The sequence below is a fragment of the Paenibacillus hamazuiensis genome (genome assembly GCF_023276405.1).
In the GTDB taxonomy this organism is placed as follows: Bacteria; Bacillota; Bacilli; order Paenibacillales; family NBRC-103111; genus Paenibacillus_AF; species Paenibacillus_AF hamazuiensis.
The window spans coordinates 592,219-608,253 of sequence record NZ_JALRMO010000001.1 but is presented as its reverse complement, the minus strand read 5'-3'; the positions used below and the strand labels follow the sequence as shown (position 1 = coordinate 608,253).

12 protein-coding genes are annotated in these 16,035 nt (G+C 56.5%); 2 read left to right on the top strand and 10 right to left on the bottom strand.

The genetic code is table 11. The features are described from left to right. Nucleotides 1-20: 20 nt before the first annotated feature. The 5 genes from MYS68_RS02450 to MYS68_RS02430 all read right to left on the bottom strand — a co-directional run bounded on the left by MYS68_RS02450 (nt 21) and on the right by MYS68_RS02430 (nt 5,865). Nucleotides 21-779, bottom strand: a complete 759-nt coding sequence (locus MYS68_RS02450; RefSeq protein ID WP_248924302.1) for an ABC transporter permease — start codon at nt 777-779, stop codon at nt 21-23. After that, nucleotides 718-1,557, bottom strand: a complete 840-nt coding sequence (locus MYS68_RS02445) for an ABC transporter ATP-binding protein (protein ID WP_248924301.1) — start codon at nt 1,555-1,557, stop codon at nt 718-720. Before MYS68_RS02445 ends, MYS68_RS02450 begins: the two co-directional genes overlap by 62 nt. Before the next feature lie 22 nt (nt 1,558-1,579). Then, the gene (locus MYS68_RS02440; protein ID WP_248924300.1) at nt 1,580-2,266 is read right to left on the bottom strand and encodes a Crp/Fnr family transcriptional regulator; all 687 of its coding nucleotides are present in this window, start codon (nt 2,264-2,266) and stop codon (nt 1,580-1,582) included. Between the two features lie 891 nt (nt 2,267-3,157). Further along, nucleotides 3,158-4,507 (bottom strand): LLM class flavin-dependent oxidoreductase, encoded by a 1,350-nt coding sequence (locus MYS68_RS02435; RefSeq protein WP_248924299.1) that lies wholly within the window; start codon nt 4,505-4,507, stop codon nt 3,158-3,160. Between the two features lie 35 nt (nt 4,508-4,542). Beyond that, the gene (locus tag MYS68_RS02430) at nt 4,543-5,865 is read right to left on the bottom strand and encodes an ABC transporter substrate-binding protein (RefSeq protein ID WP_248924298.1); all 1,323 of its coding nucleotides are present in this window, start codon (nt 5,863-5,865) and stop codon (nt 4,543-4,545) included. 494 nt (nt 5,866-6,359) lie between these two features. Between MYS68_RS02430 and nfsA the strand changes: the two genes are divergently transcribed. Continuing rightward, nucleotides 6,360-7,097 (top strand): oxygen-insensitive NADPH nitroreductase, encoded by a 738-nt coding sequence (nfsA, locus tag MYS68_RS02425; protein ID WP_248924297.1) that lies wholly within the window; start codon nt 6,360-6,362, stop codon nt 7,095-7,097. 20 nt (nt 7,098-7,117) lie between these two features. Continuing rightward, on the top strand, nt 7,118-8,245 hold the full coding sequence (locus tag MYS68_RS02420) for an NAD(P)-binding domain-containing protein (protein WP_248924296.1): 1,128 nt from the start codon (nt 7,118-7,120) through the stop codon (nt 8,243-8,245). 91 nt (nt 8,246-8,336) lie between these two features. Here the strand turns inward: MYS68_RS02420 and MYS68_RS02415 are convergent, their stop codons facing one another. The 5 genes from MYS68_RS02415 to MYS68_RS02395 all read right to left on the bottom strand — a co-directional run bounded on the left by MYS68_RS02415 (nt 8,337) and on the right by MYS68_RS02395 (nt 16,018). Next, nucleotides 8,337-9,674 (bottom strand): ABC transporter substrate-binding protein, encoded by a 1,338-nt coding sequence (locus tag MYS68_RS02415; RefSeq protein ID WP_248924295.1) that lies wholly within the window; start codon nt 9,672-9,674, stop codon nt 8,337-8,339. A gap of 36 nt (nt 9,675-9,710) precedes the next feature. Then, on the bottom strand, nt 9,711-10,682 hold the full coding sequence (locus MYS68_RS02410) for a carbohydrate ABC transporter permease (protein ID WP_248924294.1): 972 nt from the start codon (nt 10,680-10,682) through the stop codon (nt 9,711-9,713). Between the two features lie 61 nt (nt 10,683-10,743). Then, a complete protein-coding gene (locus tag MYS68_RS02405) occupies nt 10,744-11,610 on the bottom strand; it encodes a carbohydrate ABC transporter permease (protein ID WP_248924293.1) in 867 nt (288 codons plus the stop codon). After that, nucleotides 11,607-13,880, bottom strand: a complete 2,274-nt coding sequence (locus MYS68_RS02400; protein WP_248924292.1) for a DUF5696 domain-containing protein — start codon at nt 13,878-13,880, stop codon at nt 11,607-11,609. Before MYS68_RS02400 ends, MYS68_RS02405 begins: the two co-directional genes overlap by 4 nt. Continuing rightward, nucleotides 13,877-16,018 carry a YIP1 family protein gene (locus MYS68_RS02395; RefSeq protein WP_248924291.1) on the bottom strand — a complete coding sequence of 714 codons (2,142 nt, stop codon included), beginning with the start codon at nt 16,016-16,018 and terminating at the stop codon, nt 13,877-13,879. The genes MYS68_RS02400 and MYS68_RS02395 overlap by 4 nt, the downstream gene beginning before the upstream one ends. Nucleotides 16,019-16,035 lie beyond the last annotated feature (17 nt).

Genomic DNA, 16,035 nt, shown 5'->3' with positions numbered 1-16,035 from the left:
AGATAAATTAGGCCGATAAATCAGATGTTCGTGCCGTTCAAGCCGTATTTGACCAAAACCCGGTCTTCCAGCCGTTTAAACACCAAATGGTCGGAAATCGTCCCGATCACGGCGATCAGCAGGACGATACACAGCATTAACGAGGTGTCGCCTATGTTGCGCCCTTCTTCGAGCATCTGTCCAAGTCCGATGCCGCGTGCGATCAACTCGCCGGAGACGAGCGCCCGCCACGCGAACGCCCATGCCATTCGCATGCCGGTGATGAAATGGGGAATCGCTGCCGGGAGCATCACCTGGTAAAACAGCTTGATCCCCCGGCCCGTACCGAACATTTGCGCGGCCTTCAAATAGATGGCGGGAATGTTTTTGATGCCGCTGCGGCTTGCGATCGTCATCGTCCAAGTTGCCCCGATCGTCGTAATAAAGATAACGGAAAAATCGTTCAGCCCGAACCAGATGATCGCAAACGGCAGCCAGGCGATGCTGGGAACCGTCTGCAGGGCGACGACGAGAAAACCGAACGTTTCGTCCAGCAGGCGGTTGCGGGCAAAGAGCACGCCGAGAGCCGTCCCGATAAGGCAGGACAAAACAAATGCGGTTAAAATGCGCCTCAGGCTGCCCGCCACCGCTCCCAGCAACTGACCGTCGACGATGCCGTCGTAAAAAGCGCGAAACGTCTGCAAAGCCGAAGGGAACATCCACCCCCAATCGAATACCCTATATGCTGTCTCCCATAAAAGAACCAGAAGCAGCAGAAAGATTGCTTTTCTGTATCCCATATTCTTCTCCGCGCTCCTCCCGCGCCACTTTTTCCAATTCGTCGGCGAGCGTCTCCAATATCCGCTCCTCGATATGATGCAGCACCGTATCGGACGGATTTCGCGGTCTCGCCGCCTGGATGACGAATTCTTTTTTGATTTTCCCGGGACGGGTCGACATCACCAGCACGCGGTCCGACAAAACGACCGCCTCGCGGATGTTGTGCGTAATGAACAGCACCGTCTTGCGCGTCCTCATCCATATCTCTTCCAGCTCCTTGTGCAGCAGCAGCCTCGTCTGTTCATCCAGTGCGGCGAAAGGCTCATCCATCAGCAAAACCTCCGGGTCCATCACCAGCGCTCTGGCGATGGCCACCCGCTGCTTCATGCCGCCGGACAGTTCGTGAGGATAACGATCCGCGAATTTGCCCAGATGCACGAGGCGAATTTGCTCCATGGCGAGCTCATGGCGCTCTTTTTTTCGTATGCCCCGCTGCTTGAGGCCGAACGCCACGTTTTCCAGTACGGTCAGCCAAGGGAACAGAGCGTGCTCCTGAAAGACGACGATGCGGTCCGGACCGGGCGCCGTAACGGGCCGGCCGAGCACTTCGACGCCGCCCCGCTCCGCCCGTTCCAGCCCCGCCACCAAATTCAGCAGCGTCGACTTGCCGCAGCCCGACGGGCCTAGAACCGAGACAAACTCCCCTTGCTTGATGCTGAACGAAACGTCTTCGACGGCGGTAAATATGCTGCCGTCCCGCTGCTTAAATGTTTTGCTGACCTGCCGAATGTCGATCATGCCGATCCCCCCCCTTTTGCGGCTATAGATTTAGATGTTCCCGGAAAGCCTCACAATCGTAAATCCATATGCGCTTTTTCTCATAACGGATGATGCCGAGCTCATTCCACTCGTTTAACGTTTCCGTCACCGTCTGCCGGCTGCACCCGATGATATACGAAATTTCCTCGTGGCTCAGCGGCAGGCCGACATACAGCTCGTTTGGCTTGCGCTCGCCGAGCTGCATCAGAAAATGTCCGAGCCTCCAGGCAACCGGCCGGGAAATCAGCGTTTCCACATACCGCTGCGTGTGCAGCAGCCGTCTTGCGTTGGATACGGTCAGCGCGTACAGAACGTCCGGGCGGCTCAGCAGCAGGCCGCGGAATTGATCCGCGGACAAGAGCAGCACTTCGCTGTCCAAAATGCAGCGGGCGTACCTTTGCCGCCGCTGGCCGGTCAACACTTCGGCTGCGCCGAACACCTCGCCCGCATGGCGCAAAAACAACGTGATGCCCTGCCCCTCCTTGGCCGATTGCGAGATTTTGACGAGTCCGCTCCGCACCCAGTAGATGTCCTGGCTGTCCTCGTCCTCTCGGAAAATAAACTCATTTTTCTTAAAATGGCGCACGCTCCCGTATTGCTCGAAAAGCCCGGTTAATACGCGCTCTTCCCGGAAGATTTCCTCCCCGCCGACGCTGCCCGCTTGCTCGTCGTATTCCGTTTTTGCCATAGCCCGCTCACCTCGAGTCATCCTGTCGGTTTAATTCATAGTTTTCTTATAGGTATTATAATAAATAAAGCGAAATAAAACAGTCGGCTAGCCGACAAAAATAAAAAAATCTACTCACTAGATCACAGGGACCACCTCTCCCCCCTCGGAAGGGGGACCCCAGGATTCCGTAGCCGGCTTTGCGGAGCAAGGCCCTTAAGGTGCTTGCGTAATGTTGTCGGGTTAACAGGCACGGACGAAATCAAGGGTTGAAAACCATAGAAGACCGAATGACATTAGAAACAGTTAAGTTGTTTATAAAAATAACGGAACTCACGTTCGCTATTCCCGAAAAAATGGGCGCGTCGAAAAAATAGAGGAACTGAGATGCGCTAAATCGGTGAAAAATGGCTTGAGGAGTAGAGAAACAGACAAATAGCGCACCTGAGTTCCGCTAATTTCCAAAAATATCCGAAATCGATCCACTTAGCGAATCATAGTTCCGCTATGTTCCCGCTTCACCTGAAAACATTTGCCGCTTGCGCCCTGGACCCTCCCCGTAAGAGGTGGTGCTCGCTTCTAGTTCGCGTTTGTCCGACATCGATTTTTTGCTTTCAGGCAAAAAATCCGATGCCGGACACGCTGTACTTTTGCGCAGTACTTTAGGGGATACTGCGTGCCTCTTGCTCGCGTGTGTCCGCCATATTTTTGCTGAAGCAAAACCTATGTCGGACACGCTTCACGGCTGCGCGATATAGTTGCTAAAGTTATGAGCAACCACTCGTATTCGGCCTGGTTTGGCTAACAGACGTAACATTTTTATCAACAAAAAAACGGTCGGGCCCCAAAATCGCATGGTCCAACCGTTTTCTTTTTTTGGCTAATCCGATATGGATTGGTCTGCCGCAACTGTTATACCTCCGAAGCTGCGGTGGATGCCAATGCCGTATATGCCGCCTGATAGCGGACATTTTGCGGGCGCGACAGCCCGAGATTTTCGCGCAGCGTCGTTCCTTCGTATGCGGTGCGGAACAAACCGCGATTTTGCAGTTCGGGGATGACTTTGTCTACGATTTGCGTCAGTCCGCCGGGATAAATTTGCGGCATCAGGTTAAAGCCGTCCGCAGCGCCGCTCACGAACCATTTCTCGATAAAATCGGCGAACTGCAGCGGAGTTCCCGTAAACGTGGCATGGCCTCTGGCGCCGGCAATGCGGCGGGCGAGCTGGCGGATCGTCAGGTTTTCTCTGCGTGCCAGATCGACCATCACCTCGTAGCGCGCCTTGTGCCCGTTGATGTTCTCAACGCCGGGCAAGTCGTCATACGGCAGCGGGCCGTCGTACGGATAACGCGAGAGGTCGATGCCGAGCCAGGAGGACAAGGACCGGGCGCCCTGCTCCGGCGGCGTCAAGTCGTGCAGCTCGGCCTCGATATCCCGCGCCTCCGCCTCCGTATCGGCAAGCACGGGGCTGAGCCCCGGCAAAATGTGCAGCTGCTCCGGCGTCCGGCCGTATTTCGCGAGCCGCGATTTCACATCGCGGTAGAACGACTGTGCGTCCTCCAGCGTCTGCTGCGCCGTGAAAATAACCTCCGCCGTTTTGGCGGCAAATTCGCGGCCGGTGTCCGAGGAGCCGGCCTGCACGAGCACAGGGTAACCTTGCGGAGGACGCGGAATATTAAGCGGCCCCTGCACGGAATAGACGTTTCCTTTAAAGTTAATTTCATGCACCTTGCCCTGCTGAATCTGAATGCCGGCTTGCTTGTCGTACACCAGCGCGTCATCCTCCCAGCTGTCCCAAAGCTGCTTGACGACCTCGACGAATTCGTCCGCATTCTCGTAGCGCACCGAGTGTGCCGGGTGCTCCGCCCGGCCGAAATTGAAGGCGGCCGATCCCGCCCCGGTCACGATATTCCAGCCCGCTCTGCCGCTGCTGATGTAATCAAGCGAGGCAAATTTCCGCGCCACATGGAACGGCTCGTTATACGTGGTGCCGACCGTCGCGATCAAGCCGATGCGCTCCGTCACCATGGCAAGAGCCGACAGCATCGTAAACGGCTCCAGCTTGCCGAACCGGCCGGCATAGCCGTCCGCCAAAAATAACGAATCAAGCAGGCCGCGTTCGGCGGTTTGCGCCAGCTCCTGGTAATAGCGGATATCCAGACCGCGTTCAGGCTGCGTCTGCGGATGGCGCCACGACGATTCGTGGTGACCTGTCGCGGATAAGAAAGCGTTCAAATGCAGTTGACGTTTCGGTTTGCTCATATACGATACACCTCGTTAATAGGATTATTAAACCGTTATTGATTTTTTCTCAGCCTCTCGACTTCTTTGTCGATGTTCTCCGAAGCTTTGCGGATAGCCGTATTGATATCGGTATTGTTCAGCACCATGTCCTTGTAAGCATCCGTTACGAATTTGGTAATGTCGTTCTCGTATTCGTTTGTTTCGTGTGTCTTGAGCGGCTGGCCGACAAACACATTTTGCACCTTTTTCCCTTTCAGCACAGGGATGTCGGCGCCAAACTCCCGCTCGAGCTCCGGTTTGACGATTGCCGGCACCCGGCCGTTGCGGGAAAGAATGCGCTGCGTTTCGTCCGATAAAATGTGGGCGATCGCTTGGAACGCCTCATCCTTGTGTTTGCTTCCGCTGGATACCGACAAGGAGTGCACCTGCGCTTCCCGCGTTTCCCCCAAACGATCGGCGAATTGCGGGATGGGAGCGATGTCCCAGTTCACCTCAATGCCCATCTGCCGCAGCTCCTCCATCGGACCGACCATATTGGCCAGCCACGCCGGACGCATGGCCAATATGCGGTCCTTCATGAACTGGTCCCGATCGTAGTTGTACGTGTTGTTTTTTCCGACGAATCCGGGAATTTCGGCATTTTTCTTCGAGTAGTTGAATGTGCGCACCCAGTCCGGCGAATCGAGCAGCGATTTGCCCGTCTTCGGGTCGATGACGGAGAGCGCGAGGCTGCGGGCGAAGCCAAGCGGACCTTGCACGTCAATGCCGATGTAGCTGACTCCGCCGTCAGTGCGGGTCAGCCGGCGAGCGAGGTCAAGCGTTTCATCCCATGTCATCTGCCGGTCGGGCGGATATGGGACGCCGAATTTATCGAAAATATCTTTGTTGTAATACAGGATGTGCTGGTTGGAGTTGAACGGTATTCCGTAAATGGCCCCATTATCCGCAATTTGCCTGACCGCATCGTACAGGAACGGCTTTAACCGGCTTTCGTCGAAACGGTATTTTTGAATCCAGGGGCGCAGATCTTCAATCGCTCCCATACGGATGAACCGGTAGTACGATGTGGAGGTGGAGAAAATCAAATCCGGCACCGTTCCCGAGGAAAAAAGCTCCTCCGGCGTCGCCGTTGCGGGAGGCTCGATCCGTTCGATCGTGATGTGCGGATATTTTTTATTGACCGGATCCGCAATAAGCGTTTTAAATTCGGTGTTGGTGAAGGTAGCTCCGTACGAATATATCAGCAGCTTGACCGGCTGCGCGGAAGCCGCCGTCTCTCCGGCAGCGTCGTTGTCGAGCCCGTTCTGTTTCGCGCAAGCTCCGAGCGGGAGAAGCAGGAGCAGGGAAGCAAGAGCGTATGCCGCTTTTGAAGTCATGGTTTCACCGCCTTTTTGCTATGAATGGATGCCGCCTCCAAACGCATTAAAAACCGGAGCTGCGGCTGAAATGCTGTAGCTCCGGTTTTCCGGTAGTGAGTTAATCTGTTATTTCCGCCAACGTCCAAGGGCTGAAGGTTTATGCCAGCGCTTTTTTCCTCCTATTCATGATTCATGTACAAAAAAGAGACGCGGCGGGTCGAGACAAATTTCCTCTCGAAGGCCGGTCTCCAGTTATCCGGTAGACAGCAAACTTATACCGAGTATTATACTGGGTTTAATAAGAATTTCAATACCTTTTTTATTTTTTTTGAATTGCCCGTTTTTTCATTGACGTTGGCGAATGCCGGTGGTATATTTAAAACAAATTATTCCACTTGGCATACTTGTATAAATTTCAGCTACCGGATAACCGGAGACCCGCTTTCAGGCGTGGTCTTCGGTTTTTTCGTTTTTGAACAACCTTTATTTTCCAAGGAAAGGTGATCCAGAATATGAACAGCACCATCAACCAGCTGCTGCAGCATCGGTCGATCCGGAAATACAAACCGGAGCCGGTGAGCGCGGAGCAGCTTCGGGCAATCGTCGAAGCGGCGCAAAAAGCTCCCACATCAAGCAATATGCAGGCATACAGCGTCGTGGCCGTAACCGATCCGGAGGTGAAGCGCCGGATTGCCCATTTGGCGGCGGATCAGCAGTACATCGAGGAATGTCCGGTCTTCTTGCTTTGGTGCGCCGACTTGCTGAGGCTGAAATATGCCAGTGCCCCAATCGAAGAGGTGGAGATTCCGGGAACCGCGGAAATCTTCATCATCGCTACGGTCGATGCCGCGCTGGCTGCGCAAAACGCCGTTGTCGCCGCCGAATCGTTAGGCCTTGGCACCGTCTTTATCGGTGGAATCCGCAACAATCCGCAGGACATATCGGATCTGGTCGGCCTGCCGGACCTGGTATATCCCGTCTTCGGCATGTGCCTCGGTTACCCCGATCAAGAGCCGACTCAGCGACCCCGGCTGCCTCTGGAGGCGGTGCTGCACCGCGAGCGTTACTCCACGGAGGCTTATCCTGAAAGCATCGAGCGGTATAACCGGGAGCTCAACGAATGGATGCTCACCCGGGCGGGCGGTACAAGGGACTCCAACTGGTCGAAGGAAATGGCGGGCCGCCTGAAATCGAGGCAGCGCACGCATATGCGCAGCTTTTTGGAAAATCGCGGCTTCAAGCTGGAATAATCCGCAGGGAGAGGTGCCTTTTGTTAGATCTGCTCATCGTCGGCGCCGGGCCGTACGGCATTTCGCTGGCCGCTCACGCGGCAGCAAGCGGCTTGTCGTACGCGCTGCTCGGGTACCCGATGCATTTTTGGCAACATCAGATGCCGCAAAATATGTTTATACGTACCCAGCCGGAGGTCATCGCGCTGTCCGATGAGCGTGACGTATTTACGCTGCAGCGCTTCTCCCGGGAGACACGGACGGAAATCACCGTCCCGCTGCCGCGCCCCGTGTTTGTGGACTATGCGTTTTGGTTTGCCGCCAAAACAGGCGTGGAGTTTACGCCCGAGCTAGTCGTCAGACTTTCCGCCGTTTCCGGCGGGTTTCAGGCTTTGACCGAGTCAGGACGAGCGGTTAGGGCCCGGCATGCGGTTGTCGCCACCGGTTTGCAGCATTACGCGTACATCCCGGACGCGCTCGCCGGCATTCCCGGCGACCTCGTATCCCATACGTTCCGCTATACCGACTTCAGCCCGTTCGCCGGGCGCAAGGTCGCGGTGCTCGGCAGCGGGCAAAGCGCCTGGGAAGCGGCCGCGCTGCTGCATATGTGCGGCAGCGACGTAGAGCTGATCTACCGCCGGGAGGCGCCGAATTACAGCCCCGGCAACGGCTCGGGCATCGAGCTCGTGCAGCTGGCCGAAGCCTTCTATGACCTGCCGCTTGAGGACAAGCTGGAAAAATGGGCGAGCCGGTCGGCCAGCATTGCCGCCTTTCTGCGCCCGTACGTGGACGGCAAAGTGCCGGAAACGGCGCAGGTCACGGTGGAACAGGCCGAGCCGACTTGCGGCGGCAAGCTGAGGCTGCTGCTGTCAAACGGCGCGGAAAGGGAGCTGGACCACCTGATCGCAGCCACCGGCTACCGCATTGATCTAAGCCGGGTCCCTTTCCTCGACCGGGAGCTGCTGGACGCGGTGGAAAGGGAAACGCACGGCGGCAGCGGGTTCCCCCGCCTGAACGCCCATTTCGAAAGCAGCGTTCCGGGGCTGTATTTCGCCGGACCGCTCGCTTCGCACAGCCATGGGCCGGCGTTTCGGTTTATCGCCGGGCTCGGGAAAACGTGCCGCAGGATCATCCCGCATATTTGCCGATTCGTTACGGAGTGCCGCTAACGTCAAACACCTCAATTCAAGCCGCGAGGCGAATTGAGGTGTTTTTTTCATTGAGCTTTACGGACGCTCACGAGTGTGAACCGCTTGACGCTTACTGATTCTTCTGCAGCCGCTCCACCGCTTTATCGACTTCCTCCGACGCTTTGCGCAGCGCCGTGTTGACGTCGACCTTGTCGATGGCGATGCTTTTGGCCGCATCGTTGACGTACTTCTGCACATCGACCTCGAACTGATGGAAGTTATGCTCCTGAAGCGGCTGGCCGACGAAAACGTTCTGCACCTTTTTCCCCTTCAAAACCGGGATATCCGCGCCGAACTCCTCTTCCAGCTGCGGATTCACGATGGCGGGAACTCTGCCGTTGCGGGACAGCGTGCGCTGCACCTCGTCGGACAAAATGTACGCGATCGCCTGGAACGCCTCGTCTTTATGCTTGCTTTTGTTCGAGACCGACAGCGTATGCACCTGCGCCTCCCGCGTTTGCCCCAAATGGTCGCTGAAGGTCGGAACCGGCGCGATGTCCCAGTTCACCTCGAGCCCCTGCTGGCGCAGCTCCTCCAGAGGGCCGACCATATTGGCGAGCCAGGTCGGGCGCATGGCGAGATTGCGCTCCTTCATAAAATCGTCGCGTCCGTACACGTATTTATCGCCTTTGCCGACATAACCGGGAATATCGTAATTCAGCTTGGCGATGTTGAACACGCGCACCCAATCCGGCGAATTTAAGACCGACTTGTTCGTCTTCAGATCGATGATCGGCAGAGCCAGGCTTTTCGCGAGGCCGATCGGCCCCTCGGCGTCGATCCCGACGTAGCTTACGCCGTTCTCCGTGCGCGTCAGCTTTTGCCCGAGTTCGATCGCCTGCTCCCACGTCATCTGCTGGTCGGAAGGGTACGGCACGCCGAATTTATCGAAAATATCCTTGTTGTAGTATAAAATGTGCTGGTTCGAGTTGAACGGAATGGCCAGCACTTCCCCCTTGCCGGACAGCCCCTTCGCGTAGTTGTAGAGAAACGGCTTGATCCGGCTTTCGTCAAAGTTATACTTCTTGATATAATCGCGCAGGTCCTGCAGCACGCCGAGAGCGATCAGCTTGCTGTGCGTCGTCGAGCTGGAGTAGATGAGATCCGGATCGGCCCCGGAGGTGAAAAAGTCTTCCGGCGTCGTGCCTGTCGGAGGTTCGATCCGCTCCACGGTAATGTTCGGAAACCGCTTATGTACCGGCTCGGCGATGAACGTTTTGAATTCGGTGTTCGTAAACGTGCCGCTGCTGTTGTAAAACTTCAGCGTGACCGGCTCGCCGCTTGCGCCGGCATCCTTCGCGCCCGCTTCCGAAGCGGGGACCGACGCCCCCGGATCGCTCTGCCCCGCGCAGGCGGACAGAACCGCAATCATAAAACCTAATGTTGTGAGAAAGATCGGTTTTTTCATCGTTGTCAAGATCTCCTTAGTCGATTTTATCAAAAGTTATTCCACGAGTCCCGTCCGTTCGATGCCTTCCACGAACCAGCGCTGGGCGATCGCGTAGACGACGAGCACCGGGGCGATGATCAGGAAGGATGCGGCCATCTTCACCGGCTCGGCGAAAATGCTGATCCCTCCCTGCGCCTCGTCGGCGGATAAGCTGGCCGCCAGCTTCGCCAGGCTGATCGAGAGCGGAACCTCCTTGGAGCCGGACATATACATCGACGGCAAATAAAAGTCGTTCCAGTTCCATACGAACGAAAACAAAAACACGACGATCATCGCCGACTTGGAAAGCGGCAGCATCACCTTAAAGAAGAAGCGAAACGCATTCGCCCCGTCTATCCTCGCGGCTTCCTCCAGCTCCTTCGGCAGCGTCTGGAAAAACTGGCGGAAGATGATGACGAACAGCGCACCCTTCAGCCCGTGGCCGAACAGCGCCGGAACGATCATCGGCAAATACGTGTTGGCCCAGCCGATCTGCTTGAACATCAAAATCGACGGCAGTATCGTGAGCTGGGGCGGCAATATAAAGGTGAACACCAAAGCGGTAAACCAGAACTTTTTGAATGGAAATTCGAGTCTGGCAAAAGCGTAACCGGCAGCGGCGCACGAAACGATCTGCAGCACGGCCACCGACAGCGAAATCGTCAGGCTGTAAAGAAAGCCGGTTTTAAATTTGAGCAAGCGAAACGCTTCCTCCAGATGGCCGATAAAAATCGAGCGCGGCACCCATACGACGGAAGGATCAAGCATATTCGAGGAATCCTTCAGCATCGTGATGACCATGTACAATATCGGCTTCAAGTAAATAAACGCCGTGTCGATCAATATCAAATACAGAAACAGGCGAAACAGCAAGCCTTGATCGGCTTCCTTCCCAAGCAGCACGTATTTGACGGAATCCGCCCGGCCTGCGGCGGCTTCACGAGTCCATCCCCGGCGGCTTTCGGGTGCATGAGCGATGCGTTCCAACGTTTACCCCCTCCTTGTTTTCGCACTCCTGCCAATTCATCCACACCGATTCGGGCGGCCGTTAGCGGCGTTTCCCGCCGAACGCCTTGTCGACCCGGCTGTACATGAGCAGCGCCAGCCCGATAAAGGCGAGCACGATGACGAAATAAATCCACGCCAACGCGCTGGACAACCCGTAATTGGCCGTCGACACCTTGCTGATGATCGGGTTGCTTGGAAACGTAAACAGATCGACGACCGTAAAAATCAAATTGAGAAAAATAAACGGGATGAGTCCCGGCAGCGTAATTTTCCAAAACGTATTCCACGGGTCCGCCCCGTCGATGCGGGCCGCCTCGTACACCGAAGAGGAAATCGTCTGCCGGCCCGCGAGAAAAATCAAAATTTGTACGCCCGAATACCAAAGCACCAGAACAAAAGAGCTGATGACGTGGTTGATCGGCTCCACCCAAGCTTTTGGAACATACTCGGCCACGTACGCATTGATGCGCAGCGACTCGACGAAAGCGAGCGAACCTTCGCCCTGCTTCATAAACTCCAGCACGATTTGACCGGAAGAGAAAATAACTGGGAGAAAGAAAACAACCCGGAAAAACGTCCTTCCCCAAAACCTCTGATTAAGCAAAATCGCGATCAGCATGGAAAAAATAATAATGACCGGAATCATGACGGCCGCTTCCCGCAAAAAAGGTATCAGGTCGTTGTACAGCAGTCCGCCGTCGGCGAATAATATTTCCCGGTAATAGTCGATGCCGTTCGGAACCGTTTCAATACCGCTTACCGTCACCTTCACCCGATGGAAACTCATATAGAGAGAGAATCCGAGCGGGAAGGCGACAAATGCGAAAAATCCGAAAATCCACGGCGCGATGAACAAACTGCCTTCCCATTTGCGGAGGGTTTGTGCGTGCAGCTTCAATCCGTTCACGGGGCGCTCCCTCCCTTCAGCACGATAAAGTCCTGCGCCGGCACGCGGACATCGCCGTGGACGAACGGCTCCGCGTTGTAGTTGACGACGATTTTCTTGCCCCCGGCATATTCCGTTTCCTTGACGCCCGGAGCCAAGGTGCGGTGCCCGACGATCGCCCGATCCTGCACGTCTCCAAGCGCTTCGTTAAACCGCTTGTATTCGGCCGCCGCCTGGGACAGCCAATCCCTGTAATCCATGCTGTAATACCAGATGGAAAAAGCGCCTTTCATGCTGCCGGACGGCGCGTTCGTAAGCACATACGCCGGATACGCTCCGAGCTCGATGCTGCGCAGGAAGCCTGCGCGGTTTTGCTCGCGCAGGTTGGACCATTCCGTCGAATACGTAAGCAGCCCGTGAAGCACGATGGGCAGGAACGGAACCGGCTCGTCAACAAAAATATCGTGCGAATACGAATCCGCCAGCCGGTGAATATGGCCTGTCTGGTCCCACGTGTACGCGTTCGCGTCTTCCGCCATCACACCACCGAGCGCGTCGCGGACAGTCTTCAGCACGCTGCGCTGGCTTTGCAGCACCTCGCTGCGGTTCGCTTTATACCGCTCGTTGAAATCGCTGTTCAGAAATTGCCCGACGCCTTCATTGAAATAAATGCCGTCGGCCCCAAGCGCTTTAAACTCGCTTAAGTCTTTGGCGACCGTCTTCTCCGCGAGTCGCGGGCTGACCATGGTCGTCATCTCGCGGTTGGCCGGGTTTTCGAATTCCACGACCGTCCCCGACAGATCGCGCATCCCGTCAAACGTCGGCCAAAATCCGTCCCGCCCCGTGTTGTTCAGCGTATAATTTGCCGTCAAATAAACCGGGACGTTCCGGGAATGAGCGAACCGGATGAACTGGCGCATGCCGTCGTTGCCGCCGAGCCGGGAATCGACCGGAAACAGCCCGCCGAACGAACTGTAACCTCCGCTTTGCCAGCCGGCGTAGCGCACCGTCAAATTCCGTATGCCTTGATCCAGCAGCGCGCCGACGATAGCTGCCGCTTCCGATGTCGTCGTCCCCGGCAAATATTTGTCCCAGACAAGCCCCTGCTTGATGTCGGCGCCAACGATATCCGCATAAAACGGCACCTCGCCGTTTTTCGGCTGCAGCGGCTTAAGCCCTTTTTCCGCGATGAGGAACTGGCGGTATTTCCCGGCCATGCCGACGTAGTCGCTTTGATCCGGTTCAAGCAAATAATAACGCGTCGCCCGCTCGGGGGTGTTAAACCGCTCCTTATTGTAAGTGAAGAAACCGTTCGGGCCCTTCTTGCTTGTGCTCTGAAAATATTTCAGCCGGTACGTCCATTCCGGGGTCGCCCAGTTGTACTGGCCGTAAGCCCCGGCCGGTGCGGCGAACAGCTTGGCATATTCCTCGCCCGATACCATCACGGCGACAAAAGCCTGCGGCCCCGACTTGATGCCGAATACCGGCAGCCGGATTGCGCTTCGGCCCGTCCGCTCGCTATAAAACGCGCTGTCGTTGCCGTAGACGTTCTCACGATAGACCGACTTGTCGTTAGCCTGATTCGGCTTGAACCGGATCAGCGCTCCCGCTCCGTCGGGCAGCAGCGTATAACCTTCTTCGTTTTCCTTATACGGTTCGGCACCGAAGAGCGGGAACAGCTTGACATGGAGCAGGCTGAGCTTGCCCTCCCGAATGTCCCGATCGTTGATCGCCGTTTCCACATAATCTTCGCGAAGCCGCACCTCAACCGGAATTTTGAAGCCCGTTCCGGTAAAATTGTAGGTCATCTTGAAGCCGTCCGGCGTCGTTTGAAACTTTTCCAATACGCCCTTATCCTCGAGCCAACTGATCGTTTTCGCCTGCGATTTGGAGTTGGACGCATCGATGTACTCCAGCATGACCGGCGACATCAGATTGTTCCGCCACGTTCCTGTAATCGTCTCCCGGGACCACTGGTCGGGATCCGGGTATGAACGCCAGACGTGTCCCGTTTTCTTCTGCTCTACCTTGAAGTGGCCGGTTTTGTCGTCGACCCACAGCTTTAGGCCCGCCGACTCCGCCGCCGGCCGGAAGCTTGCTTCGTCAGGGAGCGCCGGCTTGGGCGCGCCGACGGCTGAAGCCGGCTGCGACGCCCCCGCTGCGGCGGACGTGGCCTTGGATGCCGCCGTTCCAGTCCGCGTTCCTTCGGCGAGACGCATGTAAAGCAGGACGGCTGCAGCCACGATGACCAGCCCAACCGCCGAAGAAAATATAATGCGGCTTCGCCTCATCGGACCGACACCTCCTGGTACACGGAATAAAAGAAATCGGCAAGCTCCTTCGTCAGCCCGACCGTAATAAAGACGAGCACGCCGCAAACGGTCATCGTAAATACGGACAAAGCGACATTGACGGCCGTTTCGCCGACGGTGTAATTTTGCATGCTCTGCACCTGCCAAAACAGCAGCAGAGCGATCCACACAAATAAACCGTAATACAGAAAATGAAAAATCGACGTCTCGTTTAACGTCATCGCGTTCGAAAGCAGCGTCAGCGGCAGGCCGATCAGCACGAGCGGAAACGCCGCATAAGAGCTGCCGTATACGACGTCGCGAAACCTGCCTTCCCCACGGTAGATCGAGCTGATTAAATAGTTGGCGACGACCCACCCGATCCAGACGGCGAGAAACTGCACCGCTGCCGCCAGCAGATTCACATCAAGGATAACCTCCGGGTTAAAAATAAAGCTGATCCCCGCCCGCATGACGCAATACGACACGAGCGCAAGCAAAAGCAGGATGAAGCTGCTGAGCCAGCTGGCCTTATGCTCATAGCGAAGCGCTGCGAAGCCGTCGATCGGATGCCGCAGGATGTGCAGCGCCTGCGCGAGCTGACCGGCGAGCGGATTCCGGATGCGCGCAGAGGCCTGCAGACGCGTTCTCCAGCCGCTTCGCCGGCTCCATCGGCCCGCCGGCACTAACACCGCTGTGGCCAGCAGCACCGCATTCGCCAGCGTCCCGAAATTTTGCTGAAACCAGATCAGCCGGTTTTGCCAAAACGCATCCGAATACCCTTGCGCGTGACCGGCTTTCAGAAACAGCTCCTGCGCCCTTGGGTAGTCGCCCCGTTTATAGGCCGCCTTGGCCATACCGGCGATGGCCGGCGTGTAATACGCGTTAAGCCGGTGCGCCTCGGCCCAGGGGGCTTCGCTTTCCTCATATTGGCCGGCCTGCGTCAAATGGTTGGCCTGATGCACCAGGGCGCCGAACTCGGACAGCCGGAACGACTGTACGAGGTTGTTTTCCCCGTCCAGGATGAACAGCTCGTTTCGCGAGTTATTCGCAATCGCCGTCGGTGTTTTGACCAATCCGAGCCGGGTGGTCACCTCGCTGTCGTCCCCCCACCAGAAAAACAGCAAATTGCCGCTGCTGTCGTACTGATTGACGACCTTGCGCTTCGAATCGATCGCCGTGATATTGCCGTCCCCGTCCACCGTCAAATCCGAAAGCACGGGAATCCGGTTATTGAAATCGCGGAAGGCGATTTCGCCGAATTTCGGCTTTTCATTGCCGGTGGAGAAATCCCCCTTGCTCGTCAGCTGGTCCAGTCCGGCGATGTTCAGCTTCTTGATCTGCTGCGCCTCCAACTCGGTGGAAGCGGTGTAGATCAATCCTTCCTTGTCGATAGCCACGCTGGCAATCGATCCCGGCAGCTTGCTGATCTCCTTCTGGTACATCTCGCGGGAGTAAATGAGCCTCTTGAACATGTCGAGCACGGAAAAGCTGGTCGCATTGGCGCCGAAAAAGCCTTGAAACTCGCCTTCCGGATCGAGCTGCACGAGCCCTTGATAGCCGCCGAGCACGACGATGTACAAAAATCCGCGCTTGTCGACGACAAGCTTGACCGGATCGTATTTGAACGAAGCGGGCAAAAACTTCGAATCGGGCCGCTTGTATTCGCGAAGCAGCCGGCCGTCCTTGCCGAGCAGCACAACCCTTTTGTTCCCGGTATCGGCGATATAGATTTGTCCTTCGCCGTCGACAAACAGCCCTTGCGGCTTGTTCAGCGGGCTTTCCTTGACGTTGAGAATGCGGACCAGGTTTCCTTGTTCATCCAGATGGACGATCCGGTTGTTCCCCGTGTCTGCGATATAGAACTGATCCCGCTCGTCGATAAACAGATCCTGCGGCTGCTTAAGCGGCGAAAGCATCAGCTGCCCGGGCTTGTTCGGATCGGGGACGTAAAGCTCGCGTCCGATCGCCCCTGCCGGATTATAGGCCGGCTGGGTCCACACCAGCTGCTCGTAACCGTCTTTATAATTCGTGTTGTACGGAGTGTAGGCGGCAGCCTCCTTCGGCAGCAGCAGCGCCGCGATGAGCGAGGGCAGCAGCAGCGTCAGGCGGAGCCTGCCTCTTAGAAACGAGCGCAAAAGGTCCGTCCTCCTCT

Excerpts from the sequence above, each read along its gene's own strand:
- nfsA (WP_248924297.1), top strand. The coding sequence starts at position 6,360 with ATGAACAGCACCATCAACCAGCTGCTGCAGCATCGGTCGATCCGGAAA.
- MYS68_RS02435 (WP_248924299.1), bottom strand. The coding sequence starts at position 4,507 with ATGAGCAAACCGAAACGTCAACTGCATTTGAACGCTTTCTTATCCGCG.
- MYS68_RS02415 (WP_248924295.1), bottom strand. The coding sequence starts at position 9,674 with ATGAAAAAACCGATCTTTCTCACAACATTAGGTTTTATGATTGCGGTT.
- MYS68_RS02450 (WP_248924302.1), bottom strand. The coding sequence starts at position 779 with ATGGGATACAGAAAAGCAATCTTTCTGCTGCTTCTGGTTCTTTTATGG.
- MYS68_RS02445 (WP_248924301.1), bottom strand. The coding sequence starts at position 1,557 with ATGATCGACATTCGGCAGGTCAGCAAAACATTTAAGCAGCGGGACGGC.
- MYS68_RS02430 (WP_248924298.1), bottom strand. The coding sequence starts at position 5,865 with ATGACTTCAAAAGCGGCATACGCTCTTGCTTCCCTGCTCCTGCTTCTC.
- MYS68_RS02440 (WP_248924300.1), bottom strand. The coding sequence starts at position 2,266 with ATGGCAAAAACGGAATACGACGAGCAAGCGGGCAGCGTCGGCGGGGAG.
- MYS68_RS02400 (WP_248924292.1), bottom strand. The coding sequence starts at position 13,880 with ATGAGGCGAAGCCGCATTATATTTTCTTCGGCGGTTGGGCTGGTCATC.